The 25,856-nt window shown below is 66.4% G+C and carries 28 protein-coding genes; 16 read left to right on the top strand and 12 right to left on the bottom strand.

Annotated features, from left to right (window positions below):
• Positions 1–64: 64 nt before the first annotated feature.
• From C451_RS15395 to C451_RS15385, 3 genes are read right to left on the bottom strand one after another with little or no spacing between them, the layout of a single operon-like run.
• Positions 65–1,765 (bottom strand): acyl-CoA mutase large subunit family protein, encoded by a 1,701-nt coding sequence (locus C451_RS15395; protein WP_007741934.1) that lies wholly within the window; start codon positions 1,763–1,765, stop codon positions 65–67.
• 55 nt (positions 1,766–1,820) lie between these two features.
• Complete coding sequence (locus C451_RS15390) at positions 1,821–2,624, bottom strand: CBS pair associated ParBc domain-containing protein (RefSeq protein WP_007741932.1); 804 nt, start codon at positions 2,622–2,624, stop codon at positions 1,821–1,823.
• A gap of 38 nt (positions 2,625–2,662) precedes the next feature.
• A complete protein-coding gene (locus C451_RS15385; RefSeq protein WP_007741930.1) occupies positions 2,663–4,135 on the bottom strand; it encodes a DHH family phosphoesterase in 1,473 nt (490 codons plus the stop codon).
• Between the two features lie 141 nt (positions 4,136–4,276).
• Here C451_RS15385 and C451_RS15380 point away from each other — a divergent pair, with 141 nt between their 5' ends.
• From C451_RS15380 to C451_RS15340, 9 genes are all read left to right on the top strand, one after another.
• Positions 4,277–5,431, top strand: a complete 1,155-nt coding sequence (locus C451_RS15380) for an NAD(P)/FAD-dependent oxidoreductase (RefSeq protein ID WP_007741928.1) — start codon at positions 4,277–4,279, stop codon at positions 5,429–5,431.
• Positions 5,432–5,482: 51 nt separating this feature from the next.
• Complete coding sequence (locus C451_RS15375) at positions 5,483–6,175, top strand: competence/damage-inducible protein A (RefSeq protein ID WP_007741926.1); 693 nt, start codon at positions 5,483–5,485, stop codon at positions 6,173–6,175.
• 191 nt (positions 6,176–6,366) lie between these two features.
• Positions 6,367–7,440: an ATP-NAD kinase family protein gene (locus tag C451_RS15370; protein ID WP_007741925.1), complete on the top strand. Its 1,074-nt coding sequence runs from the start codon at positions 6,367–6,369 to the stop codon at positions 7,438–7,440.
• 79 nt (positions 7,441–7,519) lie between these two features.
• Positions 7,520–8,554, top strand: a complete 1,035-nt coding sequence (locus C451_RS15365) for a phosphate signaling complex PhoU family protein (protein WP_007741924.1) — start codon at positions 7,520–7,522, stop codon at positions 8,552–8,554.
• Between the two features lie 40 nt (positions 8,555–8,594).
• On the top strand, positions 8,595–9,521 hold the full coding sequence (locus tag C451_RS15360; protein WP_007741923.1) for a PLP-dependent cysteine synthase family protein: 927 nt from the start codon (positions 8,595–8,597) through the stop codon (positions 9,519–9,521).
• A gap of 88 nt (positions 9,522–9,609) precedes the next feature.
• Positions 9,610–10,254 (top strand): SdpI family protein, encoded by a 645-nt coding sequence (locus C451_RS15355; RefSeq protein WP_007741922.1) that lies wholly within the window; start codon positions 9,610–9,612, stop codon positions 10,252–10,254.
• Between the two features lie 80 nt (positions 10,255–10,334).
• Complete coding sequence (locus C451_RS15350; RefSeq protein WP_193788319.1) at positions 10,335–11,165, top strand: aldo/keto reductase; 831 nt, start codon at positions 10,335–10,337, stop codon at positions 11,163–11,165.
• A 63-nt stretch (positions 11,166–11,228) separates the two neighbouring features.
• A complete protein-coding gene (locus C451_RS15345) occupies positions 11,229–11,414 on the top strand; it encodes a DUF7333 family protein (RefSeq protein ID WP_004055902.1) in 186 nt (61 codons plus the stop codon).
• 93 nt (positions 11,415–11,507) lie between these two features.
• Complete coding sequence (locus tag C451_RS15340) at positions 11,508–12,479, top strand: phosphoadenosine phosphosulfate reductase family protein (RefSeq protein WP_007741920.1); 972 nt, start codon at positions 11,508–11,510, stop codon at positions 12,477–12,479.
• A 328-nt stretch (positions 12,480–12,807) separates the two neighbouring features.
• Here the strand turns inward: C451_RS15340 and panB are convergent, their stop codons facing one another.
• Positions 12,808–13,617: a 3-methyl-2-oxobutanoate hydroxymethyltransferase gene (panB, locus tag C451_RS15330; RefSeq protein WP_007741919.1), complete on the bottom strand. Its 810-nt coding sequence runs from the start codon at positions 13,615–13,617 to the stop codon at positions 12,808–12,810.
• Positions 13,618–13,771: 154 nt separating this feature from the next.
• Here panB and psmA point away from each other — a divergent pair, with 154 nt between their 5' ends.
• The 4 genes from psmA (at position 13,772) to C451_RS15310 (ending at position 16,663) form a co-directional block, all read left to right on the top strand.
• A complete protein-coding gene (gene psmA, locus C451_RS15325; RefSeq protein WP_007741917.1) occupies positions 13,772–14,509 on the top strand; it encodes an archaeal proteasome endopeptidase complex subunit alpha in 738 nt (245 codons plus the stop codon).
• On the top strand, positions 14,502–15,200 hold the full coding sequence (gene psmB / locus C451_RS15320; protein WP_007741915.1) for an archaeal proteasome endopeptidase complex subunit beta: 699 nt from the start codon (positions 14,502–14,504) through the stop codon (positions 15,198–15,200). Before psmA ends, psmB begins: the two co-directional genes overlap by 8 nt.
• 80 nt (positions 15,201–15,280) lie before the next feature.
• Positions 15,281–16,315 carry an LLM class flavin-dependent oxidoreductase gene (locus C451_RS15315; RefSeq protein ID WP_007741914.1) on the top strand — a complete coding sequence of 345 codons (1,035 nt, stop codon included), beginning with the start codon at positions 15,281–15,283 and terminating at the stop codon, positions 16,313–16,315.
• Between the two features lie 111 nt (positions 16,316–16,426).
• Positions 16,427–16,663 (top strand): DUF5822 domain-containing protein, encoded by a 237-nt coding sequence (locus C451_RS15310; protein ID WP_007741913.1) that lies wholly within the window; start codon positions 16,427–16,429, stop codon positions 16,661–16,663.
• Here C451_RS15310 and C451_RS15305 read toward each other — a convergent pair.
• The 4 genes from C451_RS15305 to C451_RS15290 all read right to left on the bottom strand — a co-directional run bounded on the left by C451_RS15305 (position 16,657) and on the right by C451_RS15290 (position 19,915).
• Positions 16,657–17,208: an HAD family hydrolase gene (locus tag C451_RS15305; protein WP_007741912.1), complete on the bottom strand. Its 552-nt coding sequence runs from the start codon at positions 17,206–17,208 to the stop codon at positions 16,657–16,659. The genes C451_RS15310 and C451_RS15305 overlap by 7 nt on opposite strands.
• A gap of 37 nt (positions 17,209–17,245) precedes the next feature.
• Positions 17,246–18,373, bottom strand: coding sequence for an acyl-CoA dehydrogenase family protein (locus C451_RS15300; RefSeq protein WP_007741909.1), 1,128 nt, complete (start codon positions 18,371–18,373; stop codon positions 17,246–17,248).
• Positions 18,374–18,428: 55 nt separating this feature from the next.
• Positions 18,429–18,941 carry a helix-turn-helix domain-containing protein gene (locus tag C451_RS15295; RefSeq protein ID WP_007741907.1) on the bottom strand — a complete coding sequence of 171 codons (513 nt, stop codon included), beginning with the start codon at positions 18,939–18,941 and terminating at the stop codon, positions 18,429–18,431.
• Between the two features lie 389 nt (positions 18,942–19,330).
• Positions 19,331–19,915 carry a riboflavin synthase gene (locus tag C451_RS15290; protein WP_007741906.1) on the bottom strand — a complete coding sequence of 195 codons (585 nt, stop codon included), beginning with the start codon at positions 19,913–19,915 and terminating at the stop codon, positions 19,331–19,333.
• Positions 19,916–19,997: 82 nt separating this feature from the next.
• On the opposite strand from C451_RS15290, the gene C451_RS15285 reads away from it, so the two are divergent.
• Positions 19,998–21,824: a UvrD-helicase domain-containing protein gene (locus C451_RS15285; RefSeq protein ID WP_007741905.1), complete on the top strand. Its 1,827-nt coding sequence runs from the start codon at positions 19,998–20,000 to the stop codon at positions 21,822–21,824.
• Here the strand turns inward: C451_RS15285 and C451_RS15280 are convergent.
• Together C451_RS15280 and C451_RS15275 are read right to left on the bottom strand one after the other, a co-directional pair.
• Positions 21,821–22,051, bottom strand: coding sequence for a DUF7533 family protein (locus C451_RS15280; protein WP_007741904.1), 231 nt, complete (start codon positions 22,049–22,051; stop codon positions 21,821–21,823). The two genes, C451_RS15285 and C451_RS15280, sit on opposite strands and share 4 nt — an antisense overlap.
• A gap of 58 nt (positions 22,052–22,109) precedes the next feature.
• Complete coding sequence (locus tag C451_RS15275) at positions 22,110–22,289, bottom strand: HVO_0416 family zinc finger protein (protein ID WP_007741898.1); 180 nt, start codon at positions 22,287–22,289, stop codon at positions 22,110–22,112.
• A 202-nt stretch (positions 22,290–22,491) separates the two neighbouring features.
• Here C451_RS15275 and C451_RS15270 point away from each other — a divergent pair, with 202 nt between their 5' ends.
• Complete coding sequence (locus C451_RS15270) at positions 22,492–22,785, top strand: DUF433 domain-containing protein (protein WP_007741896.1); 294 nt, start codon at positions 22,492–22,494, stop codon at positions 22,783–22,785.
• Positions 22,786–23,127 carry a DUF5615 family PIN-like protein gene (locus C451_RS15265; protein ID WP_007741894.1) on the top strand — a complete coding sequence of 114 codons (342 nt, stop codon included), beginning with the start codon at positions 22,786–22,788 and terminating at the stop codon, positions 23,125–23,127.
• Positions 23,128–23,169: 42 nt separating this feature from the next.
• Here the strand turns inward: C451_RS15265 and C451_RS15260 are convergent, their stop codons facing one another.
• The gene (locus tag C451_RS15260) at positions 23,170–24,675 is read right to left on the bottom strand and encodes a carboxypeptidase M32 (protein WP_007741893.1); all 1,506 of its coding nucleotides are present in this window, start codon (positions 24,673–24,675) and stop codon (positions 23,170–23,172) included.
• Positions 24,676–24,700: 25 nt separating this feature from the next.
• Complete coding sequence (locus tag C451_RS15255; RefSeq protein WP_007741892.1) at positions 24,701–25,819, bottom strand: M20 family metallopeptidase; 1,119 nt, start codon at positions 25,817–25,819, stop codon at positions 24,701–24,703.
• Positions 25,820–25,856 lie beyond the last annotated feature (37 nt).

Below are 25,856 nucleotides of genomic sequence, written 5' to 3'. Positions count from 1 at the left end.
CATAATTGTTATCCCAGAAGCGACGGAGCCGAACCGGCCGCCGGCGGGGCGGTGGGGCGCGGAATCAGGCCACGCCGACGGTCTCGCGGTAGGAGCCGTGGCGACGCTCGAACAGCTCCATGATCTCGCCCATCGTCGTTCCCACCTTCACCGCTTCGACGATGGCCGGCATGGCGTTGTCACCGCTCTCGACCGCTTCACCGAGTGTTTCGAGCGCGTCCTCGACGGCCGCGTCGTCACGTTCTTCTTTCACCTCGGCGAGGCGGTCGCGCTGGCGCTCCTGGACCTCCTCGTCGACGTGGAGCATCTCCGGTTTGGTGTCCTCGTCCGACTCGTACTTGTTGACCCCGACGACCGTCTCCTCGCCCGTCTCGACGCGTTCCTGATACTCGAAGGAGGCGTCCTGGATCTCACGGTGGAAGTAGCCCTGTTCGATACCCGCGAGCACGCCGTCCCGAACGGAGCCGTCGCCCATCTCGCGGATCTCCTCGATGTAGGTCATCGCCTTCTCTTCCGTCTCGTCGGTGAGGCTCTCGACCGCGAAGCTCCCGCCCAGTGGGTCGACGATGTCCGCCGCACCCGACTCCTCGGCGATGATCTGCTGAGTTCTGAGCGCGACGCGTACCGCCTGCTCGGAGGGGAGCGCGAGCGCCTCGTCGTAGCTGTTGGTGTGGAGGCTCTGGGTGCCACCCAACACACCGGCGAGCGCCTGAACCGTCACGCGGGCGACGTTGTTGAGCGGTTGCTGGGCGGTGAGGCTCTGGCCGGCGGTCTGGGTGTGGAACTTGAGCTGCTTCGATTTCGGATCCTGGGCGTCGTACCACTCGTCCATCACGTTCGCGTAGATGCGCCGGGCGGCCCGGAACTTGGCGACCTCCTCGAACAGCGAGTTGTGCGAGTTGAAGAAAAAGGAGAGCTGTGGCGCGAACTCGTCGATGTCCAATCCCCTGTCGAGTGCGTCCTCGACGTAGGCGAAGCCGTCGGCGAGGGTGAAGGCGAGCTCCTGGATCGCCGTCGAACCCGCCTCGCGGATGTGGTAACCCGAGATCGAGACGGGTTTGATCTTCGGCGTCTCCGCGACGGCGAACTCGATCGTGTCGGTGACGAGATCGAGCGACGGATCGGGCGGGATGACCCACTCCTTCTGCGCGATGAACTCCTTCAGCATGTCGTTCTGCATCGTTCCTCGAAGCTTTTCGCGGGGTACGCCGCGCTTGTCGGCGAGGGCGACGTACATCGCGAAGATCACTGGCGCGCTCGGGTTGATCGTGAACGACGTCGAGACCTCCGCCAGATCGATGCCGTCGAAGAGGATCTCCATGTCCCGGAGCGTGTCGACCGCGACGCCCTCCTTTCCTACCTCTCCGTCGGCCATCCCATCGTCGGAGTCGATCCCCATCAGCGTCGGCATGTCGAACGCCGTCGACAGTCCCGTCTGGCCCTCGTCGACGAGATAGTGGAAGCGCTCGTTGGTCTCCTCGGCGGTGCCGAAGCCGGCGAACTGGCGCATCGTCCACGTCCGCCCGCGATACATCGTCGGGTAGACCCCCCGGGTGTACGGCTCCTCGCCGGGGTAGCCCAGATCCTCGTCGTAGTCGATGTCGGCGACGTCGTCGGGCGTGTAGAGCCGATCGACGTCGAGGTTCGAGACCGTGGCGAAGTGCTCCTGGCGTTCGCCGTGGCGCTCCAGAACGGGGTCGAGGGTCTCCTCGGCCCACCGGTCCTTCCCCTCGCGGATCGCTTCGAGATCCTCCTCGTCGTACATGCTCGCAGTTTTTGCGTGGGTCGTCAATGAAGGTTCCGGGCAGGAAAAGGTGGCCTCACTCGGGGTTCTGGAGGCGCTCGACGCTCTCGATGAGCGGATGGTGGGCGTAGTCGACGACCGCGATGTCGTCGATCGTCGAGAGCCCCTCGTTGCGGGCGGTCTGGGCCATCCCGAGCTCGACGCGCTCGTCGACCATGATGACGTAGGCGTCCATCTCCTCGATGCCCGACTGTGCGGCGGCCTTCACCCGGTGGTGGCCGTCGGCGAGCAGCAGTTTCGCGCCCCCATTGTCGATGACGACGAGCGGTTCGGTCAGCCCGTGGTCGAGTTCGTAGCTCCGGCCTTCGAGTTCGTCGCCGTACACTTTCGATTGGGTGGGCGTCAGGTCGGCGAGCGCGACGCGCCGGCGCTCCTCTTCCGTCTCGACGCCGTGGATGTTCTCGAGCGTGCGCGAGAGCTTGCCCACCTTCTCGGGCGTGGCGCGCTCGATCTGGCTGCGGACGACGTCGGTGTTGGCGATGATCCCCGTGAGGTTGCCGGCATCGTCGACGACCGGGAGTTTCTGGATGCCCGATCGCAGGATGACGCGCGCGGCGTCCGAGAGCGCCATGTCGGGGTGTGCGACGACGAGATCGTCGCTCATGACGGTGAAGACGAGCGCGCTGTCGTCGGCGAGCAGGAGGTCGCGGGCGCTGACGAAGCCGATACAGTTGCGACCCTCACAGACCGGCAGGCCGCTGTGTTCTTCGCTTTCGGCGATGCGGCGGGCGACCGCCGCGACCGTGTCGTCCGGCGAGACGGTCGCGACCTCGCGGGTCATGTAGTCGGCGACCCGTGGCTTGTCGCTGCCTTCGTTCATTGGTAGGCCGTCGCCGCGGGCGGACAAAAACGTCTCGTTCAGTCGCGTGACGACTCCTCATCGTCGGCGTCGCCATCCTCGTCGTCGGCGAACGGGCCGACCGAGCGCGCGTCGGGGCGCGACTCGATGGCCGTGAAGAAGCGTTCGACGATGAGGTCGTGGACGATCTCCGAGAGCTCCGCCTCCTCGTTCTCGCCGAGCAGCCCGAGCGGGATCTGTGCGCCGGCCATGTCCGCGTGGCCGCCGCCGCTGCCGATCCGATCGAAGGCGTCCCGCAGGGTCTCGCCGATGTCGAGGGTCGCCCCGCGGGTCCGACCCGAGCAGTAGACCGTCCCGTCGATGATGCCGTACACCAGCGTGGTCCGGACGCCCTCGATATCGAGCAGCTGATCGGCCGACTGGGCGAGCGCGTCGCGCTCGTGGAGCTCCTCGATGTGGCTCACGAGCACCGAGCCGCGGACCTCGCGGTTGGTGATCGCCCGTGCCATCGTTTCGAGCGTCTCGGCGCTCATGCTCGGCGTCGCGATCCGTTCGAGCACCGACTCGTCGGTGAAGGGGAGCAGGTAGGCCGCGGCGTCGAAGTCCACCGTCGAAGCCTCACGCCGGAAGTCGTCCGTGTCGACCCGGATCCCGTACAGCAGCGCGGTCGCGACGGTCTCGTCGATCTCGATGCCGAGCTGGCGGAGATACTCGACGAGCAGCGTGCTCGTCGCGCCCACGTCGCTCCGGAGGTCGACGAACCGCGCCTCGACCGGCGCGCGCGGTGGATGGTGGTCGATCAGCACGTCCACGGGGGTGTCCTCGGCCAGTTGGTCGTTGACGCCCGGCCGGGAGTGATCGACGAGCGCGACGCCCCCATAGTCGTCGATGTCGCCCGGTTCGAGTTCGCGGAGTTCGACGTCCAGGACGTTGATCAACGCTCGATTTTCCTGGTGGGTGATCTCGCCGAAATAGCAGATCTCCGCCTCGCGACCGACCGTCCGCGCGACCTTACAGAGCGCGAGCGCGCTCGCGATCGCGTCGGGATCGGGGTTGTCGTGGGTGACGACCGCGAGCGGCCCGTCGATCGAGCGGAGCACGCGCCGGAGCCGTCGGGGCCGCATACTCGCCTCGCCGATGCGCTCGACGAGATCGGCGGCGACGGTCGCCTCCCTGTCGACGAGTCGGTCGGCGATCGATTCGATCTGCAGCCGTGTTTCGACGGCGGGCTCCTCGCCCGCATACGCGAGGACGAAGGTGTCGGGATGGTGTTCGCGGGCGAGTTCGACGGCCGCACGGTTGGTGGCCGGGTCGTCGTCGGCCACGACGACGATGTCGATCGAGCGGTCGACCGCCGCGAGGGTTTCGGGGTCGGTCGGGTCGGCCAGGCGGGCCGTGACGCGGTCGCTACGGAGGGTTTCGATGCGATGTTCGTCCGCACAGCAGACCAGCACCCGCCCCGGCCGGTCGGCGAGCTCGCTCACGAGCGTCCGACCGACGGAGCCGCAGCCGAGCACGAGCCGCGAGACCATGCCCACCGCTGGGTGCCACGACGATTAAAACCCCCGCAAGCGGGATGATACACCGTCGGACGGGACGCCGGCATATGCCACCCATTCACCGTCGCATCGTGTTTCAAAGCCTTTGTAACGATCGACCGCGGAATTATGTGTATGACGGCAACCGTCGTCGTCCTCGGCGCTGGGTATGCCGGGGCCGGCGCGATACTGAGCCTCGAAGACGCCCTCGACGAGGAGACCGATCTCGTGTGGGTCTCCGACAACGATTACCATCTCGTTCTTCACGAGAGCCATCGCTGTATCCGTGATCCGAGCGTCCAGCAGAACGTGACGATCCCCGTCGATTCGATCAAATCGCCCAGCACGCGCTTCATTCAGGGCGAGGTCACTGGTCTCGACTGTGACGACCAGGAAGTCTCCCTCGACGACGGGTCGACGGTGTCCTACGACTACGCGCTCGTCACGCTCGGTTCCCAGACCGCCTACTACGGCATCGACGGGCTCGAAGAGCACTCGCTGACGCTCAAGAGCCTCGACGACGCCTTCGAGATCCACGATCAGGTCAAGGAGGCCGCTCGCGAGGCGACAGAGGACGACCCCGCACAGGTCGCCATCGGCGGGGCCGGGCTCTCCGGCATCCAGACCGCCGGCGAGGTCGCCGAGTTCCGCGACATGCATCACGCACCGATCGAGATCACGCTCGTCGAGGCGCTCGACGAGATCTTCCCGGGCAACGATCCCGAACTCCAGGGGGCGCTCAGAAAGCGCCTGCTCGATCTCGACATCGAGATCGCGACCGGCGACCCGATCACCCAGGCCGAAGCGGGCGAGATCCACTTCGAATCCGGCGAGTCGCTCGCTCACGACGTGTTCGTCTGGACCGGCGGCATCACCGGTCAGGACGCGATGGACGATGCCGAGCTCGACGACGAACACAACCGCGTCAACGCCGACGCGACGTTCGAGACGAGCGACGATCACGTGTTCGCGCTCGGCGACTCGGCGATCGTCGACCAGCCCGACGGGCCGTGTCCGCCGACCGCACAGGCCGCCTGGCAGGCCGCCGAGGTCGCCGGCGAGAACGTCGCCCGCGCGCTCCACGGCCAGCCGCTGGCCGAGTGGACCCACGAGAGCAAGGGGACGGTCGTCTCGGTCGGCGACAAGGCCGTCGCCCACGATGTCGTCGGCGTCCCGATGAACACCTTCGGCGGACCGGCCGCGGAGATCCTGAAGAAGGGGATCGCCACGCGCTGGATCCGCGACGTCGGCGGCACGCTGCGTGCGGCGCGCGCGTGGCCGAACATGTAGCTATCGGCGACTAACCGACTGTTTTTCACTGCGCGCCACCCAGCCTGTGGCATGCGCGTCGCGCTGGTTTCTGTCGGTGACGAACTGCTGGCCGGCGATACGGTCAACACCAACGCCTCGTGGCTCGGCACGCGCCTCACCGAGCGAGGGGCCGACGTCGAGCGCGCGGTCGTCGTCCCCGACGATATCGACGAGATCGCCGCCACCATCGCCAGCCTCCACGACCGCTACGACGCCGTCCTCGTCACCGGCGGACTCGGGCCGACCCACGACGACATGACGATGGACGCCGTCGCGCGAGCCTTCGACCGCGAACTCGCGAGGAGCGACGAGGCCGTCGAGTGGCTCGAAGCACACGGTGGCTACGAGCGCGACGACCTCGCGACCGGGACGACCGATCTCCCGAGCGGTGCGCGCGTGCTGCACAACGAGGCGGGCGTCGCGCCGGGCTGTGTCGTCGAAGGAGTGTACGTTTTCCCGGGTGTGCCCGACGAGATGAAGGCGATGTTCGAGTCGGTCGCCGAGGAGTTTACGGGCACCGTCGAGGCCGTCGAGTTCGTCTACGCCGACGAGCCCGAGAGCGCGCTGCTCGACAGGATCGAGGGGGTTCGCGAGCGTTTCGACGTGAGCGTGGGAAGCTATCCCGGCGAACACGTCCGGCTCAAGGTCCAGAGCGCGAGCCAAGACGAGGTCACGGCGGCGGCCGACTGGCTCGCCGAGCACGTCACGCTCGTCGAGGACTAACGGTAGAGATAGGCCCACCACGCGGCGACGACGGCCAGACTCGCGATCGTGACGAGCGCGCCGGCCCCGTTGATGATACCCGTCTGCACACCTTCCTGAAGGAGCACCGCGTTCATGACCGTGTTTCCGGCCCGCCCCGTATAGGTCGTTCGAGTCGGACGGCTTTTGCCGGCGACTCCACTGAAGACGGTATGCGACGTGTCGGCTTCGTGGTGAACCCGATCGCCGGAATGGGCGGTCGAGTCGGACTGAAAGGCACCGACGGCAAGGTCGAGGAGGCACGCGAGCGCGGGGCGGAACAGCGGGCTCCGGAACGCGCCCGCGAGGCGCTCGACGGACTGCTGGCCGCCGATCCGGACGTCGAACTGCTCGTCGCCGGCGGCGAGATGGGCGAGACGATCGCCGTCGACGCCGGCTTCGATCCGGATGTCCGCACCCAGTCGTCGGAAGAGACGAGCGCTGCCGACACGCACGACGCCGTCGCGGCGTTCGCCGACGCGGGCGTCGATCTCGTCCTCTTCGTCGGCGGCGACGGCACCGCGGTCGACGTCGCCGAGACGCTCGACGAGCACGGCGAGATCCCGATGCTCGGCGTGCCCGCCGGCGTCAAGATCTATTCGTCGGTGTTCGCGGTCTCGCCGCGCGCGGCCGGACGGATCGCGGCGACGTTCGAACGCACCGAAACCCGCGAGGTCAACGACATCGACGAGGAAGCCTACCGCGCTGGCGAGGTGACGAGCGAACTGAAGGGGCTCGCCGAGGTTCCCGTCGCCGAGGAGCTCCAGTCGAGCAAACAGCTCTCGGGCGGGAGCGTCGAGACGCTCGCGGCGGGGATCGCCGCCGACGTCGAGGCGGGCACGACCTACGTGCTCGGACCGGGGAGTACGCTCGGCGCGATCAAACGCGAACTCGGCTTCGACGGCAGCCCGCTCGGCGTCGACGTCTGGCGAGCGGACGAGGAGGGTGGCGAACTGCTCGTTCGCGACGGGAGCGCCGACGAGATCGAGGGGAGTCTCGGCGAGCGGAACGTCGTGATGGTCTCGCCGATCGGCGGCCAGGGGTTCGTCTTCGGGCGGGGCAACCAGCAGCTCTCGCCGGCCGTGCTCCGAGCATCCGAGATCGAGATCGTCGCCTCGCGGGCCAAACTCGACGATATCGGCGTGTTGCGTGTCGACACCGGAGATGGGGAACTCGACGAGGAGCTGCGGGGCTGGCGAAAGGTGAGGATCGGGCGCGTCGAGCAGCGATTGCTCGAGATCGTGTAAGGGTGTATCGCTAGTAGGCTCGGCGGGCTGTTTAGTGGGGTATGGTGAAGATTAAGGTGATTGAGGACACCATGACCGCATGGTCGAAACGCGAAAAGTCCAGCGGCTCGGTCCGTCGACGCTGGCGATGACGCTGCCCGCCGAGTGGGCGCGCTCACACGACGTCGAGAAGGGTGACGAGGTGTCGCTGCGCGCCGGAGGGAAGGGGACGCTCACCGTGATGCCCGAATCCTCACAGACCGAGGAGTCGCGGGCGACGATCCACGCCGAGAACATGGACGCGGACGTGCTCGAACGTGCCATCGTCGCCCAGTACGTCCTCGGCCGCCGGGTCATCCACGTCGAGGTCGAGGAGGGGACGCTCGATTCGGCGCACATCAACGCCGTCTACAACGCCGAGACGCAGCTGATGGGCCTCGGCGTCATCGAGGAGACACCGGAGCGCATCGCCATCCGCTGTTCGGTCGATCCGGAGGATTTCACGCTCGACAACCTGCTCGAACGGCTCGAATCGACGGGGAGTACGATGCGCGACGAGGCGATGAAGGCGCTCGCGCTCGGCAACCCCGACTTCGCCGAGCGCGCGCTGAATCGCGAGCGACAGGCGAACAAGATCTTCGTGCTCCTCTTGCGGCTGATCTTCACTGCCTACCAGAATCCGACGCTCGCGCGGGCGGTGGGGCTGGACGACGGGTTCCCGCTCATCGGCTACCGATCGATCGCCAAGAACCTGGAGCTGACCGCCGACAACGCCGAGGACATCGCCACGATCGCGATGGAGTCGCCGGGCCACACCCTCGAGGTCGACGACGCGACGATGCGACGCATCAGGGAGTTCACCGATGCCGTCGACGAGATCTCCGAATTGGCAGTACGGGCCGCCGTCGAGCGGGACTTCGAACGCACCGTCGAGGTGCGCGAGCGGTTCGCCGAGCTCAACGACCGCGAGAGCGAGATCCTCGACGATCTGCCACAGATGGGCAACGAAGCACTGTTGCGCGTGCGCGAGGTGCTCGTCAGCCTCGCCAAGACCGCCGAGTATGCCGTCCGCAACGCCGAAATCGTCACCAACCTCGCGCTCAACGAGGAGTCGATCCACACGACGATCGAGTAGTCCCGTCACCGGTTTAGGCTCCGGCGTCGTATCGCGGCCGATGGACGACAGCGTTCTCGACGCCATCGGATCGCCGCTGGTGGCCGTCGCCGCGCCGGCCGGCGCGACCGTCGCCGCGAAGATCGAATCGAAGAACCCCGGCGGGTCGGCGAAGGACCGTCCGGCGCTGGCGATGGTCGCGGCCGCCGAGGAAGAGGGGCTGTTGGAGCCCGGCGACCGTCTGGTCGAACCGACCAGCGGCAACACGGGCATCGGGCTCGCGGTCGTCGCGGCGGCGAAAGGGTACGATCTCACGGTCGTGATGCCGGCCTCCAAATCCGAGGAGCGGCGCAACCTCATGCGCGCCTACGGCGCGGACGTCGATCTCGTCGACGGGGAGATGGAGGAGGCGAGGGAGCGCGCCGACGAACTCGAAGCCGAGGGGATGGTCCAACTCCGCCAGTTCGAGAACGCCGCCAACGCGCGCGCCCACTACGAGACGACCGCCGAGGAGATCCTCGACCAGATCGAGGGGCGCACCGTGGACGCGCTCGTCGCCGGGGTCGGCACCGGCGGGACGATCACCGGCATCGGCAGCCGACTGCGCGAGGAGTTCCCCGAGATGGAGGTCGTCGCGGTCGAACCCGAGACCAACGCCGTGCTCTCGACCGGTGAAGCCGGCGTCGACGAGTTCGAGGGGATGGGGCCGGGGTTCGTGAGCGACGTTCTCGACACCGATCTCCTGAGTTCGGTCGAGACGGTCGCCCTCGACGACGCCGAGGACGAATGCCGACGGCTCGCTCGCGAGGAGGGGATTCTGGTGGGCCAGTCGAGCGGCGCGTCGAACCTCGCCGCCCGCCGGGTCGCCGAACGCCTCGTCGACGACAGCAGCGCGACCGACGACACGGACACCACCGACGATCCGCTCGTCGTCACTGTCTTCTGGGACAGCGGCGAGCGCTACATGTCGACCGGCATGTTCGACTGAGGCGCGGCGACAGACGCACCGCGACCGCTGGACGATCGTCATCGAAGCGGACCCAAAACTTACGACGGGTTTGCTCGTAGAATAGCCCATGCGATACCGTCGGCCACGCGCTCTGGGTATCGTAGCCATCGCGCTCGCCGGGATCGCCAGCGCCGTCGTCTACCCGGATCTGCCGGCCCGGCTGGCGACCAACTGGGGTCTCGACGGCGGCGTCAACGGCACGATGACCCGGCCGCTGGGTGCGTTTTTCCTGCCGGCGCTCGCCGCTGGCGTCTATCTCTTCATGCTCGTCTCGCCACAGTTCGACCCCAGAAAGCGGAACGTCGAGGCGTTCCGCGGCATCTACGAGTGGTTCGCCGCCGGCATGACGTGGTTTCTGGGCTACGTTCACGCGTTCGTGCTGCTCTGGAACCTCGGCGTTCGACCGCCGATCGGGGCCACGCTCGCGCCGGCGATCGGGGCCGTCCTCTACGGGGCCGGGCTGCTCGTCGAACGTGCCGAGCCGAACTGGATCGCCGGGATCCGGACGCCGTGGACGCTGGACGACGACGTGGTGTGGGAACGAACGAACCACCGGGCGGCGCTCGCGCTGAAGGTCGCCGGGATCGCCGCGCTCGGCGGCCTCCTCGTCCCCAACGCCGCCATCGCGTTCGTGATCGTCCCGGCGCTGCTCGCCGTCGCGTATATCACCGTCTACTCATACGTCGCGTATCGACGCCGCGGAACGCCGTGATCGTTCGCGTTCCGGCATGGAATCGTCCGTTTCGCCGGTTTCCAAACGGCTTTTCGGTCGTCGATCCTTCGATCGAGTGCATGTCTTCAGAGCAGTTCAGTCCCGACAGCGTCGAGCGTGCGAAGGGGATGCCGATGCTCGGGTTCGGAACCTGGGAGAACGAGGATCCCGAACAGTGCACCGAGAGCGTCCGCACGGCGCTCGAAACGGGCTACCGACACGTCGACACTGCACAGGCCTACGGTAACGAAGAAAGCGTCGGCGAGGGGATCGAACGGGCCGACGTCCCGCGCGAGGACGTCTTCCTCGCCACCAAGGTCTGGATCTCGAATCTGGGCTACGACGACGTGATCCACAGCACGACCCAGAGCCTCGACGATCTCGGCGTGAATTCGGTCGACCTGCTCTACACCCACTGGCCGTCCGGCGAGTACGATCCCGAGGACACGCTGTCGGCGTTCGCCGAACTGAAGGATCGCGGCGCGATCGATCGCATCGGCGTCTCCAACTTCGAGCTCGAACATCTCGACACCGCCCGCGATGTGCTCGACGAGCCGATCTTCGCCGAACAGGCCGAATGCCATCCCCTGCTGCCCCAAGAGGAGCTTCGGGGATACTGTGACGACAACGACATCGAGTTCGTCGCCTACTCGCCGCTCGCGCGCGGGAAGGTCTTCGAGATCGACGAACTCGGTGAGATCGCCGCAAAACACGACGTCAGCGAGGCACAGATCAGCCTCGCGTGGCTCCGCGAGAAGGACGTGACCGTGATCCCGAAGGCGACGAGCGCCGACCACATCGAGGACAACTGGGCGTCGCTCGGCGTCGATCTCGACGACGAGGACATCGAGAAAATCGACGGCATCGACGAACACGAGCGACAGGTCGATCCCGACTTCGCACCCTGGTGAGAACCGGTCGCGGCGACTGAACGGTTTGCCAACCCTTATTCTCACAGCACACCGAGGGTCGGTATGGAGTTCGACCTCGGAAAGACGGTCGGGGCGTTCGTGGTGCTGTTCGCCATCATCGCCATCGGCACGTTCATGAGTCCGATGGCGACGAGCACCGTGATGATGGTGCTCGGTGGCCTGCTCGTCTTCGGCGTACTGACGCTGTTCATCGGCATCCAGCACGGCGAGTACCGCGCACTGCGCTGATACCGTCGATCGACGCGAGGCGTATGCGATAGCACACCACCCCGGCGCGAAGCCACAAACGCTTTTACGGTCCTAATTATATCTCATTACGAGATGCCACAGGACTTTCCCGACTACCTCGACGTCGACTACACCGACGGCGAGGGCGAAGACCCCGAGGACTACCCGAGCATCGAGGATAAGATCGAGAAGGCGATCCAGGTCACGAAGACGGGGCTCGAACAGTACGACAACCCCGCGGTGATGTGGACCGGCGGCAAGGACTCGACGCTCACGCTCTACTTCATCAAGGAAGTCGCCGAGCGCTTCGATCTCGACGTCCCACCCGCGATCTTCATCGACCACTACCAGCACTTCGACGAAATCCACGACTTCGTCGACAAATGGGCCGACGAGTGGGACCTCGACGTCCGCTACGCGCGCAACGAGGACGTCGGCAACTACGTCGACGAGCACGGGCTCGAACCCGGTGACGACATCGAGATCTCGGAGCTCTCCGAACACAACCGCCACCACGTCCGCGAGATCCTCGAATACGAGGAGGACACGTTCGACTTCCTGCTCGACACCTACGTCGGCAACCACCTGCTCAAGACGGTCGCGCTCAACGACGCCCTCGAAGAGTACGACGTCGACGGCGTCATCTCGGGCGTGCGCTGGGACGAACAGGAGGCCCGCGCCGACGAGACCTTCTTCAGCCCGCGCCACGACCCCGAGATCTACCCACCCCACGACCGCATCCAGCCGATCCTCCAGTTCGCCGAACCCGACGTCTGGGACGCCTTCTGGAACTTCGCAGTGCCCGAGACGGTCGCCGAGTACCCCGACGAAGGCTACGTCCCCCAGAGCGCCGACGATCTCCCGAACGGCCTCACGAACGAGGACATCCCGATCAGCCCGAAGTACTTCGCCGGCTTCCGCTCGCTCGGCAGCGAAGTCAGCACCGAAAAGGCAGACGAGGAGCCCGCCTGGCTCCAGGATCTCGAAGGCACCACCGAGCGCGCGGGCCGCGCCCAGGACAAAGAAGACCTGATGGAGCGCCTGCGCGATCTCGGCTACATGTAGGACCTTTTTTGACCTCGGGTCCGCTTCGCGGACCTCTCGGCCAAAAAATCTCCACCAAAAAAGACCGCTCGCAAACCACGCGAGCGGCGAACCGCGCTCACTTCGTTCGCGCGGACGCTATCGTTCTCCGCTTCCCGCACCAGCACAGCACCGCAGAAGCCCTCGCGCTCCCTTCGGTCGCGCTCGCCCTTCATCCGCCAGGAGAGTAAACTCTCCTGAGCCTGCGGTCGCTTTGCGACCGCAGACGCCAGGACCGCGCCGCCACCGCAACCGCACCGCTGCCACCCAGCGGCCGCACGGCCGCGCCGCGACCGCACCGCCAACCGCCTCAGTAGAGATCGTCGAGATCCGATTCGACGTGGCTGTGCTCGTCGGCCGGGAATTCCTCGTCCTCGACGGCATCGACGTAGTCCGCGATCGCGGTCTCCATCTCGCCGCGGAGATCGCCGAACGATTCGGCAAACGGCGGGATGCGCTCGCCGAGGCCGAGCACGTCGTTTGCGACGAGCACCTGGCCATCGCAGTTTTTCCCGGCGCCGATCCCGATGGTGGAGATCGAGAGCTCGTCGGTGATCCGGGCGGCGAGGTTCGCCGGTACGTGTTCGAGCACGAGCGCGAACGCGCCCGCGTCCTCGTGGGCGACGGCAAGGTCGACGATCTCGCTGGCGGCCTCCCGGCTGGTCCCCTGTCGCGCGTAGCCCAGTTGATTGACTTTCTGCGGTGTGAGTCCGAGATGAGCCATCACCGGAATTCCGAGTTCGGCGAGGCGCTCGGTGAGATCGACAGTGTGCGATCCGCTTTCGAGTTTGACGGCGTGTGCGCCCGCTTCTTTCAGCATGCGCCCAGCGTTGTGGAGGCTCTCGGCCTCGTCGACGCCGAAACTGAGAAAGGGCATATCGGCGATCACGAGCGTCTCGTCGGTCGCGCGCGCGACCGCGCCGGTCCGGCTGGCGACCTCGTCGACCGTCACCGGAAGCGTCGAATCGTAACCCAGCGCCGCGTTGCCCATGCTGTCGCCGACGAGGATCGCGTCGATCCCCGCCCGCTCGCAGGCCGCCGCCGTCGGCGCGTCGTAGGCGGTCAACATCGTCAGCGGCGTCTCGCCGTCGGCACGGAACTCACCGACCGTGGTTGGCATGGGCGACCCTCACACGCGACGGGAGTAAACGGCTCCGACTCCGTACGACGATCACGCAGCGTGAGATCGCGCCATCAGCCACAGAATAAAACCAAACCCCATATATAGGGGAAGCCCTAACTTTGGGTGAATTCCAACGGAGACGTCTCACGCTATGCAAGGACAAAACCAGCAGCAAGCCTACGATCGCGGTACCACGATCTTCTCGCCCGATGGCCGACTCTACCAGGTGGAGTACGCCCGCGAGGCGGTCGAGCGCGGAAGCACGAGTCTCGGCGTCCGGACCGAGGAGGGCGTCGTTCTCGTCGCCGAACAACAGGTCCGGTCGCCACTGATGGAGGGATCGAGCATCGAGAAACTGCACAAGGTCGACGACCACATCGCCGTCGGCTCGGCCGGCCACGTCGCCGACGCGCGACAGTTGGTCGACTTCGCCCGCGAGCAGGCACAGGTCGAGCGACTGCGCTACGGCGAGCCAATCGGCGTCGAAACGCTCGCCGGGGCGCTCACCGACCACATTCAGGAGTACACTCAGACCGGCGGCGCGCGACCGTTCGGCGTCGCGCTGCTCGTCGCCGGCATCGAGGACGGCGAACCGCGACTGTTCGAGACCGATCCGTCCGGCACCGCGACCGGCTGGTCGGCGAGCGCCGTTGGTGCCGACCGCGACGCGATCCTCGACGACCTCGAAACGAACTACCGGCCGGACGCGGACCTCGACGGCGGCATCCAGATCGCGCTCCAAGCGCTCGCGTCCGTGGGGGACGCGTTCGAACCGAGCGAGGTGGCGATATCGACGATCGACACCGAAACCGAACAGTACCGGACGCTCGACCACGACGAGATCGAAGCACACCTCGACGAGATCGAGTTCGAGGCCGACGATGAGTGAGGACCGTCATCGGATGGGTGGGCTCGACAGCGAAGCGCGCGCCACCACGCCCGAGCTCGGTGGCGCATCGGGAGGCGAAGACGGAACAACGGAAGTGAAGACGGGAACGACGACCGTCGGTCTCACGGCCGCGGAGGGCGTCGTGCTCGCCGCGGATATGCGCGCGAGCGCCGGCAACATGGTCGCGAGCAAGAACGCGCGAAAGATCCTCCAGGTTCACTCGTCGGCCGCCCTCACCATCTCCGGCAGCGTGAGCGCGGCCCAGTCGCTGGTGGAGTCGCTGCGTGCGGAGGTCCGGCTCTACGAGACCCGCCGCGACACGGCGATGAGCCTGAACGCACTCGCGAACCTCACCGCGAACCTCCTGCGAAGCGGGAACTTCCAGATCGTCCAGCCGGTGCTCGGCGGCGTCGACGACGAGGGCGCCCACATCTACAGCATCGGCCCCGGCGGGAGCGTGATGGAGGAGACGTACGCCGCGAGCGGGTCGGGCTCGCCGTTCGCGCTCGGCGTCCTCGAAGGGGAGTACGACGAGGAAGCGAGCGTCGACGATGCCGAGACCACCGCAGCCCGAGCCGTCCAGAGCGCGACCGAGCGTGACACCGCCAGCGGCAACGGTCTCTCACTCGCGACGATCACCGACGAGGGCGTCGATATCGACAGCTACGATCGCGTCGAGAACGCCCTGTGACCGACTCGACGTCCAGCGGTAGCGAATCTCGTCGCAGCGCTCGAAGCAATCGACTGTTGGTACAGGAATGACCACGACGGATGGATCTCTCGATCGTCGATCTCGTACCGATTCCGGAGAACGGCACGGCGACCGAAGCGTTCGAGAACGCCGTCGAACGCGCCCAGCACGCCGAAGAGCTCGGCTACTCACGCTACTGGGTCGCCGAACACCACGACTTCCCCGAGCGGCTCGCCAGCACCACACCGGAGGTGCTCATCCCACACATCGCCGCGAAAACCGACGACATTCGAGTGGGGTCCGGTACTGTGCTGCTCAACCACTACAGCCCGTACAAGGTGGCCGAGTCGTTCAGTGTGCTCGACGCGCTCGCGCCCGACCGCATCGACGTGGGACTCGGGCGCGCGACAGGCGATCCAGTCAGTAACCTCGCGTTGCAGGAAGATCGGAGCGAACAACACCGGAGCGACGACCACGCCGAGAAGATCGACGAGGTCGCGTCCCACCTCTACGACGGGTTCGACGACGAGCACCCGTTCGACGATCTGAGTCTCGCCCGCTCGCGCGACAGCGTTCCGGAGGTCTGGGTGCTCGGGGCGAGCCCGTCGAGCGCCGCCATCGCGGGCGAACTGGGGCTCCCCTACTGTTTCGCGGCGTTTCTCAGACCCGGCCCCGCCGTCGAGGCGTTCGAGACCTATCACGACCGGTTCCAGCCCTCGTCGTACGGGGCCGGGCCGGAGCACTCGAAGGGGGCGATCGCGGTCAACGTCACCTGTGCCGAGACGGACGAGGAGGCGGCCCGGCGGCGTGCGACCGTCGAGGCGTCCCGGCAACGGATCCGGCGCGGCACGATCAACGAGGATCCGATCCGGTCGGTCGACGAGGCGATCGAGGAGCTCGGCTACGTCCCCGACCCGACGCCGACCCCGCTCGAACCGGGCCAGTGGCCCCGCCAGATTTCGGGGAGCCCATCGACGATCCGCGAGCTGCTGGAGACGATCACCGACCAGGTCGGCGTCGACGAGGTCGTGGTCCAGAACCAGATGGGCGATCACGAGATGATGCTGGAAACACACGAACTGCTCGCCGACGCGGTCGATCTCACGCCGCGATAGCGGACGACCAGCCCGATTCCGACGACCGACGACCGGCGATCGCGCGTGTCACCACGCCGGCGGCTACGATCCAGCGAGAAAGGTTTATCGCCGTACGCGAGAACTCTCACCGTGCCCGAACCCGTCGAGACGAGCGATCCCGAGGGCGTCGACTACGGCTGGGTGATGCAGGTCACGTTCGTCCTCACGATCGTCGTCGGCGCGCCGATCGTCGCACTGCTCTCGGCGGGCACCCCGCTCGACTCCTGGAACGCGCGTGTCTCCTTCGCCGTCCGGGTCGGCGCGGTCGTCTGGATCGTCGTCGCGCTCGGCGTCTACGGCTACGCGCGACGGACGAACGATCAGTAGCTCGTCGGCCCGTCGCCAACGTACGCAAACTGCGTACCGGCTCGTTCGGCTGCCTCCTCGTCACCCGCCGAATCACCCACGAACAGCGTCCGCTCGGGGGCCGCACCGAGCTCCTCGGCGGCAGCCAGCAGCGGTTCGGGCGCGGGCTTGCGCTCGGGAACCGAGTCGCGACCGACGACGCTCTCCATCCGCTCGGCGAGGTCGTGTTTTTCGAGCGCGATGTGACAGGATTCCTCGCAGTTGAGCGAACAGACCCCGATCGGGAGTTCGGTCTCGATCTCGTCGGCGAACGGGAGTCGGCGCGCGTCGCGTGCGCCGTCGCGTTCGGCCGCGGCGATGAGCGATTCGACATCGTTCCCGACGCCCGCGTCCTCGGCGGCGTCGAGCATCGTCCAGGCGTCGAGACCCGATGGATCGACGTCCGCATCGCGGAGTATCGCTGCGATCTTGCTCTCGACGGCCCGCCAATCGACGGTGAGGCGCACGAGCGTGCCGTCGAGATCGTAGACGACGGCGTCGACGTCGTCGGGGACGATAACGGTCATACCGGGACAAGAACAGGACGGGGGAAGTCGGCTTCGATCAGTCGAGCAGTTCGCGGGCGATGACGTTCTTCTGGATGTTGCTCGTCCCCTCGTAGATGGTAGTGATCTTCGCGTCGCGATAGAGGCGCTCGACGCCGCCTTCGGTGGTGTAGCCGTAGCCGCCGTGGATCTGGACCGCCTCGTTGGCCACGTCGACGGCGTTCTCGCTGGCGACGTATTTCGCCATGCTCGCGGCCTCGCGATGTTCCTCGCCACGATCGGCACGCCGAGCCGCATCCCGCGTCAACAGCCGACCGGCCTGGGTCTTCGTCCGCATCTCGGCGAGCTTGTGCCGGATCGTCTGGATCTCACCGATGGCGTCGCCGAACTGCTCGCGGTCCTGGGCGTAGGCGAGCGATTCGTCGAGGGCGTGCTGGGCGAGCCCCACCGCCTGCGATGCAATGGCGATGCGTCCCCCGGTGAGGATCGACAACGCCGCCGACAGCCCTCGTCCCTCCTCCGTCAGTCGATTCTCGACCGGAATCCGCGCGTCGTCGAACGTCAGGCTCGTCGTGTCGCTCGCGCGCAGGCCGAGTTTGTCCTCTGTGGGACCGACCTCCAGACCCTCGGTGTCCTTCGGCACGAGGAACTGCGTGATGCTTCGGTCGTCCTCGCGATCGGTCTTCGCGAAGAGGATGATCACCCCGGAGCGCTCGCCGTTCGTGATCCACTGCTTGTCGCCGTTGATGACGTATTCGTCCCCCTCACGCCGTGCCTCGGTGCTCATCGCGGCGGGGTTCGAGCCGGCGTGAGGTTCCGAGAGGGCGAACGCACCCACGGGGCGACCGTCGACCATCTCGGGCAGCCAGCGCTCGCGGTGGCGCTCGTCGCCGAACTCGGCGATACAGGAGGTGGCGAGACAGTGAACAGAGAGCGCCGTCGCCACCGCCAACATCCCGCCGGCAAGCTCCTCGTTCACCAAACTATAGGTGAGCGAATCGGCATCGAATCCCCCATAAGCTTCGGGCGTCGTCAACCCCGTCATGTCGAGGTCGGCGAGCCCATCCCAGACGTCCTCGGGGAAGCGCTCCTCGCGATCGGCCTCTTCGGCCCCGGGCCTGATCTCCTCGCGAGCGAACTCCCGGACGGTGTCGCGGATGGCGCGCTGTTCGGCAGTGAGGTCCATACCACGCCACTAGCTCCGGGCGCGCAAAAATCACCCGTTCCGGAGACTGCTTCACTCAGTCGTCGACGAGCGTCACGTCGAGTCGCTCTTCGAGTGCTTCGACGAGCGAACCGCCGACGCCGGCACGGGCGGCACGCCCCTCCTCGATCGCGGTGAGGCTTTTGGGATCGGCGTCGAGCTCGTCGGCCAGCGCCGCGATATCGAGGTTTGCCTCCTCGCGCGCACTCCGCGCTCGATCGCCGTATTCGGAGACGAGATATGGCAGCTGGTCGCGGTCGTAGTTCGTCCCCTCGCGCTCCCAATGGCTCGAATCACCCGTGGTGGCATCCCCGAATTTCGCGACGTTGCTGGCCGCTCGCTGGCGGTCGCCACGGCCGCTGGAGCCGCCGTCACGACCTCCCGTATCGCGACTCGATCGTCGATCCTGTTCGCCGTGGGGGACGCAGTCGGGACAGAGTTCAAGTTCGGCCCCGGAGACCATCGCCGTCGTCAGATCGTCGCTCGCGGTCCCGCAGAGCTCGCAGCTCCCGCCACCCCCGGACGAGTCGCCGGTGGAGTATTTGGGCATACCCGATCTTTCGCGCGTGGACGGTATAATGCTACGCCTCCACTTTTTTTACGACTCGGGTTCGCCTCCGGCGAACCTCTCGTCGCAAAAACCTGGACTAAAGACATCCGCTCGCTCACTGCGTTCGCTCGCGGCGAACCGCGCTCGCTGCACTCGCGCGGAGACACCCACTCCGCACAGCACCACAACAGCCCACACTCCTCCCCAACCGATTCGCTCGTTCGTTTCACTCACTCGCTCATCCACCGCCAGAACTCCGTTCTGACNCAATGTTCGCGCTCGGTGCTCGCGTTGTCTGCTCACGGGCCATCGGCCCGTTCGCACGGCCAGCGGGACCTTCGGTCCCGCTCGGCTCGCACACGAGCGCGAGCGCGCGCCGACCGCCGCTTTCAGCGATGGCCGTCGAGCAACCGTTCGACGTATTTCGCGATCACGTCGACTTCGATGTTCACGCCGTCGCCGGGTGCCAGCTCGTTCATCGTCGTCAGCTCGTAAGTCGTCGGGATCACGGCCACCGAGAAGCGGTCCTCGTCGAGTTCCGCCACGGTGAGGCTGATCCCGTCGACGGTGATTGACCCTTTCTCGACGACGTAGTGTGCGACGTCGTCGGGCAGCGAGAACGTGAACTCCCAGTCCTCGCCGACCTGTTCGACGTCGACGAGTTCGGCGGTCGCGTCGACGTGGCCCTGGACGAAGTGGCCGTCGAGCCGTCCGTCGGCGGCGAGCGGGCGTTCGAGATTGAGCGCGTCGCCCGGCTCGACCGCCGAGAGCGTCGTCCGCGCGAGCGTCTCGGCCGAACAGAACAGTTCGATGGTTTCGCCCGTCTCCTCGACGGTGAGACAGGTGCCGTCGACGGCGATCGAGTCGCCGTGTGCGAGCCCCGAGAGATCGGTTGCGACGTGGAGGCGTCGTCCGCTCTCTTCCTCGCGCACGTCCCGCACTTCGCCCGTCGTCTCGACGATGCCGGTGAACATGGCGCTCCTACTGCCCGTCGTGGCATGAGTGTGGCGTTCGGGAGCCACGCCGCTTATAGTGGGCGAGTTCCTGTTGTGGCCAATGTCCACCGATTCGCACGTCACCCGACTGTTCGGCGGGCCGGGCAGCGGGAAGACGACGGCGCTGCTCGATCGCGTCGAGGAGATCCTCGACCAGCCGGGCGTGACCGTCGACGACATCCTCGTGGTATCGTACACCCGGGCGGCCGCCACCGAGATCCGCGAGCGTCTCGCCGAGCGCCTCGACGTGAGTCCGCGCTCGCTCAAGGGCAACGTCTCGACGATGCACGCGAAGGCGTACGGACTCCTCAACCTCTCGCGCGGCGACGTCGTCGGCGAGAACGACAAGAAGGAGTTCTGTGAGTCCTACGGGCTGGAGTTCGAGGACGAGTACGAGGGCTCACGCCGCCGGAGCGCGCGCTCGACGACCATCGGCAACAAGATCATCGCCACGAGCCAGTGGCTCCAGCGCACCACGAGGGACGTCGCCGACTGGTACGACGTCCCCTTCCAGTGGAACGACGAGGAGGTGCGCCTCCCGCCCGACATCGACGAGAACGCCCAGCAGGGCAACAAATACACGCCGACCTGGCCGAGCGACGACGACCGCATCGACGTCCCGGAGGCGATCCGCGCGTGGCGAACGCACAAGGGCGAGGCGGGCAAGGTTGGCTTCGCGGACATGCTCGAACGGGTCGAGCAGCGCTCGTTGCTGCCAAGCGTCGACTACCTCGTCATCGACGAGTTCCAGGACATCACCACCCTCCAGTATTCGGTCTACGAGGAGTGGAAACCACACGTCGAGCGCGCGCTCATCGCCGGCGACGACGATCAGGTCGTCTACGCCTGGCAGGGCGCTGACCCACAGCTTCTGCTCGAGGAGGGCGGCGAGGACGTCATCCTCGACACCTCCTACCGACTCCCGTCGCGCGTGCTCAACGTCGTCAACCGGGAGATCCGCCACATCGAGAACCGCCAGGAGAAGAACCTCAGACCGCGGATCGAGGGCGGGAGCGTCGAGGCCGTCGAGACGCCCTCGATGCTCGATCTCGTTCGCAACGTCCGCTCGACGGTCGAGAACACCGACGAGACGGCGATGATCCTCTTTCGCGCGCGCTACCAGCTCTTCCAGTTCATGGACGAGTTCATCGGCGAGGGGATCCCGTTCCGCGCGCTCACCGACCAGCGGATGTGGACCGACCGGCTGGCTGACTACGTCAACGCCGTCGAGAAGTCCACCGCCGGCGAGTCGATCACGGGGCTCGAAGCCCGCCGACTCGCCGATATGCTCGCCGACACGGCCTTCGGGACGAACAACCGCGACGCGCTCTACGACGCGATCGACGAGCGACAGGAGGAAGCGGGTGTCGAGGATCTCACCGATCTCGTCATCGATCCCGATCTGGTCAAAGAGCACGCGCCGTTCATGCCCGGACCGGCGTCGGCCGAGGACATGCTCAGAAAGACCTCGCAGTTCCAGAAGAAATCGGTGAAGGCCTACTTCGCGGGCGACTACCAGGACGTCGAGCGTGATCGCGTCCGAGTGGGCACCATCCACTCGGCGAAGGGTCGCGAGGCCGACCACGTCTTCGTCGCGACGGATCTCACCGAGAAGGTCGTCGAGCAGATGGCCGCCTCGGTCGACGACACGGCGGGCGTGCCGGGCGGGGAGTTCGACAAGGGCACCGATCCGGTGCCGATGCTCACAGACAACGAGCGCCGCGTGTTCTACGTCGGGATGAGCCGCGCGCGCGAGCGACTCGTTCTCCTCGAAGACCTCGTGAGCGGCGCGCCGACGCTCCCGGTCGACGTGCTGCTCGACAACGAACCGAGCGGCGTCACGATCGAGGACGTGCTCGCCGAGACCGAAGCGCCCGCCGCCGACTAGTTCTCCTCATCCTTCACGACCGCACTCACGGTCTTCTCGGCCGCGGCCGTCGGCACGTCGTCGGGCGTCGTGACGTACTGTTTCAGCGCGACCATCAGGACGGCGACGACACAGAGTGCGATCCCAATTACTGTTCGTCCCGAAACGACGAGATTGATGCCGAGGAGTGCGACCGGGAGCGCGAAGGCGAGCGTCAGGACGAGACCGAGCGTGTTGAGGATGCCCACGTGCGCGCTGGGCAGGGATGACACTTACCGGCTTCGCCCCAACGAGGGTGATCGCGGGTCAGTCGGCCCGCGGCGACCAGCCACAGACCGAACACGTGCTCGCGTCCGTCTCGTGAAGGCCGCCGCAGTCGGGACACTGCTTCTTGTTGTAGCTCTCTTCCCACCCCGGCGAATCGGTCTCGTGACCACGTCCCGAGAGAAAATCGTCGATGTCGGTCTCGTTCGATACGGTTGCCATGCGTGTTACGACATGGCACACCACTCATATAGCTCTGGTGGTTGACCCACACCTCTGCCGGAAGCGGACCGAGGATATCGAGGACGAATTCCGGTGTCCGCCTCAGAGGTCGCAGCGTCCCATGCTTTTGATGGCGCAATTCGAGAACGGCAGCCGATTGGCAGGGCAGGCTTAATGTCTCCCCAACGACTACCACTACTAGATGGCCGCGCAAGCGTACCGCATCGTCTCCAGCGAGGACTCGACGATACACGACGAGCCACATATCGAGGGACGACGCATCACTGTCCAGTTCGTCCACGAGCGCGTCGAGGGTCGCGGTCTGTCTCCACAGACCGTCGCCGACCGTCACGATCTCGCTCTCGGCGACGTGTATCGCGCGCTGGCGTACTACCACGACAACCCGGACGAGATGCGCCGCGTCGAACGTCGGCGGCAGCGTGCAGCCGCGGACAACGCCCATCTGACGACCGACCCGGAGAACGTCCGCGACTGAATGAGCTATCGCATCGTCGCCGACGAGAACGTCGAACCGGCGACGCGACAGTATCTCGACCAACTCGGGCACGATGTCGAATGGATCGGTGATATCCCCGAACTCGGTGTGGGCGTAACCGACGATGAGATCGCCGCCTACTCCACCGAGACGAACCGGTTAGTCCTCACACAGGACGACGATTTCTTCACCGAACTGTCGATCGAGGACAGTACCGGTGTCCTCTTTCAGCGCGACCAGACGCTCACCGCCCGCGACGTCGGCGACATCATCGACGAAATCGCTCGTTACATCCCCAGCCACGAGGTCGGTCTCGAATACGTCGGCCGCGACTGGCTCTGATTCGGAGAATTCACGGCGAGACACGAACCGGCCGAAAGTCACTCAGAGATCGTACAGCGCGCCGTATTTCTCGCGCGCGTAGTCGAGGAAGTAGTCGGCGGTGAACGCCTCGCCGGTGGCCTCGTCGACGAGATCGGGCGTCGTGTAGCGCTTGCCGTGCTGGTGGACGTTCTCGGTGAGCCACTCGTGGAGCGGGTCGAACTCGCCCGCCTCGATCTGCCCGTCGAGATCGTTGATCTCCTCGTCGGCGCTCGCGTACAGTTGGGCTGCGAGCACGCTGCCGAGCGAGTACGTCGGGAAGTAGCCGAACGAACCGTGCGACCAGTGGATATCCTGGAGACAGCCCTCGGCGTCGGTGTCGGGCCGAACGCCGAGATACTCCTCCATCTTGTCGTTCCAGACCGCGGGAACCTCGCTCACGTCGAGATCGCCCTCGATGAGCTCGCGCTCGATCTCGAAGCGGAGGACGATATGCATGTGGTAGGTCAGTTCGTCGGCCTCGATCCGGATGGGGTTGTCGTCGTAGACGCGATTGGCCGCCTCGTAGGCAGCACGGGGCGTCACGTCGTCGAGTTCCGGGAATCGCTCGCGGACGTGAGGCAGAAACAGCGACCAGAACGGCTCGGAGCGCCCGACGTGGTTCTCCCAGAATCTGGACTGGGACTCGTGAACCGAGAGGTTCCGGTTCTCGCCGAGCGGCGTTCCGTACTCCTCGTCGGGCAGTCCCTGTGTGTAGGTCGCGTGACCGAACTCGTGAATGGTGCTCGTGAGCGCACCGAGCATGTCGTCGTCCTCGTAGCGCGTCGTCACGCGCGCGTCGAAGGTGGTGCCCATCGAGAAGGGATGCGGCGCGGTGTCGAGACGACCCCGATCCCAGTCGTAGCCCAAGGTATCGAGCGCGTCGCGCGTGAGTTCCTCCTGTGTATCGGGATCGAACTCGCCGGCGAACGGACTGGCGAGTTCCACGTCACTCGCACCCACTTGGTCGATGAGCGGGACGAGCTCCTCGCGCAGTCGCTCCAGGATCCGCTCGGCGGTGTCGAGTCCAAGGTAGGGTTCGTAGTCCTCGAACAGCACCTCGTAGGCCGGCCGGTCGGAGTCGATCTGTGCTGCGTAGTCGCGCTTGAGCTCGATGAGTTCCTCCAGAATGGGTGCGAATTTCGAGAAATCGTCCTCGGCTTTGGCCTCCTTCCAGACCGGTAGCGCCTCGCTCGTGGTGCGCGAGATTTCCTCGACGAGGTCGGTGGGAACGCGCGTCGCGCGCTCGTACTGGCGGCGGATCTCGCGGACGGCAGAGGCTTCCTCGTCCGTGAGTTCCGCGCTCTCGGCCGCGTCGAGCGCCTCGCCCATCGCCTCCTCGGTGAGCAGCTCGTGGCTCGTCGCCGACAGCGCCGAGAGCTGTGCCGAGCGAGCGGGCGTGCCGCCCTCGGGCATCATCACCTCCTGATCCCAGTTGAGGATCCCTGCCGCACCCTCGATGTTCGAGATGCGCTCGTAGCGGTCGAGAAGTTCCTCGTAGGCAGCGGTCTGCGTGGCGTCGGTTGCCATACCCGATTGCCGAGTCGCCGGCCTATCAATTCTCGCCTCCCGACGCCGCGCCCCGGTAGATCTCGTAACACCGATCCAGCACGTCGAGCGAGACGCTTTCGTCCTTCGTGTGGGCTTCGCCCGGTTCCGCGGGGCCACAAACCACGCACGTCACCCCTGCCTCGGCGAGCCAGCCCGCATCGGTCGCGTGTGGCTTCGTCACCAGTTCGGGATCACCGTTCTGAGCGCCGTCAGAGGCAGCGAGCACCCGTTGGCCGAACGCCTCGTCGTCACAGGCCATCGGCGGGAGGTCCTGATCGACGGTCCACTCGACGTTCTCATCCTCGACCTGCGAGAGCGGTGCGCGCTCGCCCGGCACCGTGCGCTCGTCGACGGTCACCGAACAGGACTCGGGGATCACGTTCCACGCCGACCCGCCCTCGATCTCGGTGACGACGATGCTCCCCTCCACATCCTCGCCGAACACCGCGGCGCTCGGCCCGTCCATCCCTCGGATCGTATCGACCGCCTCGCCCGCCCGGTAGATGGCGTTCTCGCCGGCCTCGGGTTCGCTCGCGTGCGCGGCCGTTCCGTAGGCAGTGATGGTGCTCGCCCGTCGCCCTTTGTGGGCGATCGCGACGTCCGTCACACTGGGGGCCGAGTAGCCAGTCGAGCCTTCGCCGACGATTGCGTAGTCGGGCGCGAACCCGTTCTCGATGGCGTGGCGCGCGCCCTCGCCGCCGATCTCCTCGCCGACGAAACTGGCGAAGACGAGTTCAGTAGTGGGATTCGCGCCGTCGGGCTGTGCCCGACTCTTCGAGGTGCGTGGCACCTCGCTATCCCGAAAGGCGCACATCGCAGCTGCGACAGCCCCTTTCATGTCCGCCGTCCCGCGGCCGTGGAGTCGTTCGTCGCGCTTCTCGACGACGTACTCGTCCCCGTCGATCTGTTCGTCGTCCGGCGGCACCACGTCGTGATGGCCGACGAACGCGAGCGACTCCCCACCGCTCCCGCGCCGGGCGACGACGTTGCCGATCTCATCGCGGGTGACGGTGGCGTCGGTCTCGCGGCGGAGCCAGCGCTCGATGAAATCGCCCGCTTCGGTCTCGTCGTCGTGACTCGGGATCGCAACGAGCTCGCGAGTGAGCTCCGTGACGGCGGACATGGTGGGCGATCGGGCAGCGGCGCATAAGCGCTTTCGC

It is taken from the genome of Halococcus thailandensis JCM 13552, from assembly GCF_000336715.1.
In the GTDB taxonomy this organism is placed as follows: domain Archaea; phylum Halobacteriota; class Halobacteria; order Halobacteriales; family Halococcaceae; genus Halococcus; species Halococcus thailandensis.
Note: the sequence above shows the minus strand (reverse complement) of the source record. Positions and strands in the feature narration are given on the sequence as shown.

What these genes read in the sequence shown, in the direction of transcription:
- C451_RS15390 (WP_007741932.1), bottom strand. Translation starts at nt 2,624, where the DNA reads ATGAACGAAGGCAGCGACAAGCCACGGGTCGCCGACTACATGACCCGC.
- C451_RS15380 (WP_007741928.1), top strand. Translation starts at nt 4,277, where the DNA reads ATGACGGCAACCGTCGTCGTCCTCGGCGCTGGGTATGCCGGGGCCGGC.
- C451_RS15340 (WP_007741920.1), top strand. Translation starts at nt 11,508, where the DNA reads ATGCCACAGGACTTTCCCGACTACCTCGACGTCGACTACACCGACGGC.
- C451_RS15350 (WP_193788319.1), top strand. Translation starts at nt 10,335, where the DNA reads ATGTCTTCAGAGCAGTTCAGTCCCGACAGCGTCGAGCGTGCGAAGGGG.
- C451_RS15285 (WP_007741905.1), top strand. Translation starts at nt 19,998, where the DNA reads ATGTCCACCGATTCGCACGTCACCCGACTGTTCGGCGGGCCGGGCAGC.
- C451_RS15265 (WP_007741894.1), top strand. Translation starts at nt 22,786, where the DNA reads ATGAGCTATCGCATCGTCGCCGACGAGAACGTCGAACCGGCGACGCGA.
- C451_RS15315 (WP_007741914.1), top strand. Translation starts at nt 15,281, where the DNA reads ATGGATCTCTCGATCGTCGATCTCGTACCGATTCCGGAGAACGGCACG.
- panB (WP_007741919.1), bottom strand. Translation starts at nt 13,617, where the DNA reads ATGCCAACCACGGTCGGTGAGTTCCGTGCCGACGGCGAGACGCCGCTG.
- C451_RS15345 (WP_004055902.1), top strand. Translation starts at nt 11,229, where the DNA reads ATGGAGTTCGACCTCGGAAAGACGGTCGGGGCGTTCGTGGTGCTGTTC.
- C451_RS15305 (WP_007741912.1), bottom strand. Translation starts at nt 17,208, where the DNA reads ATGACCGTTATCGTCCCCGACGACGTCGACGCCGTCGTCTACGATCTC.
- C451_RS15365 (WP_007741924.1), top strand. Translation starts at nt 7,520, where the DNA reads ATGGTCGAAACGCGAAAAGTCCAGCGGCTCGGTCCGTCGACGCTGGCG.
- C451_RS15395 (WP_007741934.1), bottom strand. Translation starts at nt 1,765, where the DNA reads ATGTACGACGAGGAGGATCTCGAAGCGATCCGCGAGGGGAAGGACCGG.
- C451_RS15370 (WP_007741925.1), top strand. Translation starts at nt 6,367, where the DNA reads ATGCGACGTGTCGGCTTCGTGGTGAACCCGATCGCCGGAATGGGCGGT.
- C451_RS15355 (WP_007741922.1), top strand. Translation starts at nt 9,610, where the DNA reads ATGCGATACCGTCGGCCACGCGCTCTGGGTATCGTAGCCATCGCGCTC.
- C451_RS15275 (WP_007741898.1), bottom strand. Translation starts at nt 22,289, where the DNA reads ATGGCAACCGTATCGAACGAGACCGACATCGACGATTTTCTCTCGGGA.
- psmA (WP_007741917.1), top strand. Translation starts at nt 13,772, where the DNA reads ATGCAAGGACAAAACCAGCAGCAAGCCTACGATCGCGGTACCACGATC.
- C451_RS15255 (WP_007741892.1), bottom strand. Translation starts at nt 25,819, where the DNA reads ATGTCCGCCGTCACGGAGCTCACTCGCGAGCTCGTTGCGATCCCGAGT.
- C451_RS15300 (WP_007741909.1), bottom strand. Translation starts at nt 18,373, where the DNA reads ATGGACCTCACTGCCGAACAGCGCGCCATCCGCGACACCGTCCGGGAG.
- C451_RS15375 (WP_007741926.1), top strand. Translation starts at nt 5,483, where the DNA reads ATGCGCGTCGCGCTGGTTTCTGTCGGTGACGAACTGCTGGCCGGCGAT.
- C451_RS15295 (WP_007741907.1), bottom strand. Translation starts at nt 18,941, where the DNA reads ATGCCCAAATACTCCACCGGCGACTCGTCCGGGGGTGGCGGGAGCTGC.
- C451_RS15270 (WP_007741896.1), top strand. Translation starts at nt 22,492, where the DNA reads ATGGCCGCGCAAGCGTACCGCATCGTCTCCAGCGAGGACTCGACGATA.
- C451_RS15290 (WP_007741906.1), bottom strand. Translation starts at nt 19,915, where the DNA reads ATGTTCACCGGCATCGTCGAGACGACGGGCGAAGTGCGGGACGTGCGC.
- psmB (WP_007741915.1), top strand. Translation starts at nt 14,502, where the DNA reads ATGAGTGAGGACCGTCATCGGATGGGTGGGCTCGACAGCGAAGCGCGC.
- C451_RS15385 (WP_007741930.1), bottom strand. Translation starts at nt 4,135, where the DNA reads ATGGTCTCGCGGCTCGTGCTCGGCTGCGGCTCCGTCGGTCGGACGCTC.
- C451_RS15260 (WP_007741893.1), bottom strand. Translation starts at nt 24,675, where the DNA reads ATGGCAACCGACGCCACGCAGACCGCTGCCTACGAGGAACTTCTCGAC.
- C451_RS15360 (WP_007741923.1), top strand. Translation starts at nt 8,595, where the DNA reads ATGGACGACAGCGTTCTCGACGCCATCGGATCGCCGCTGGTGGCCGTC.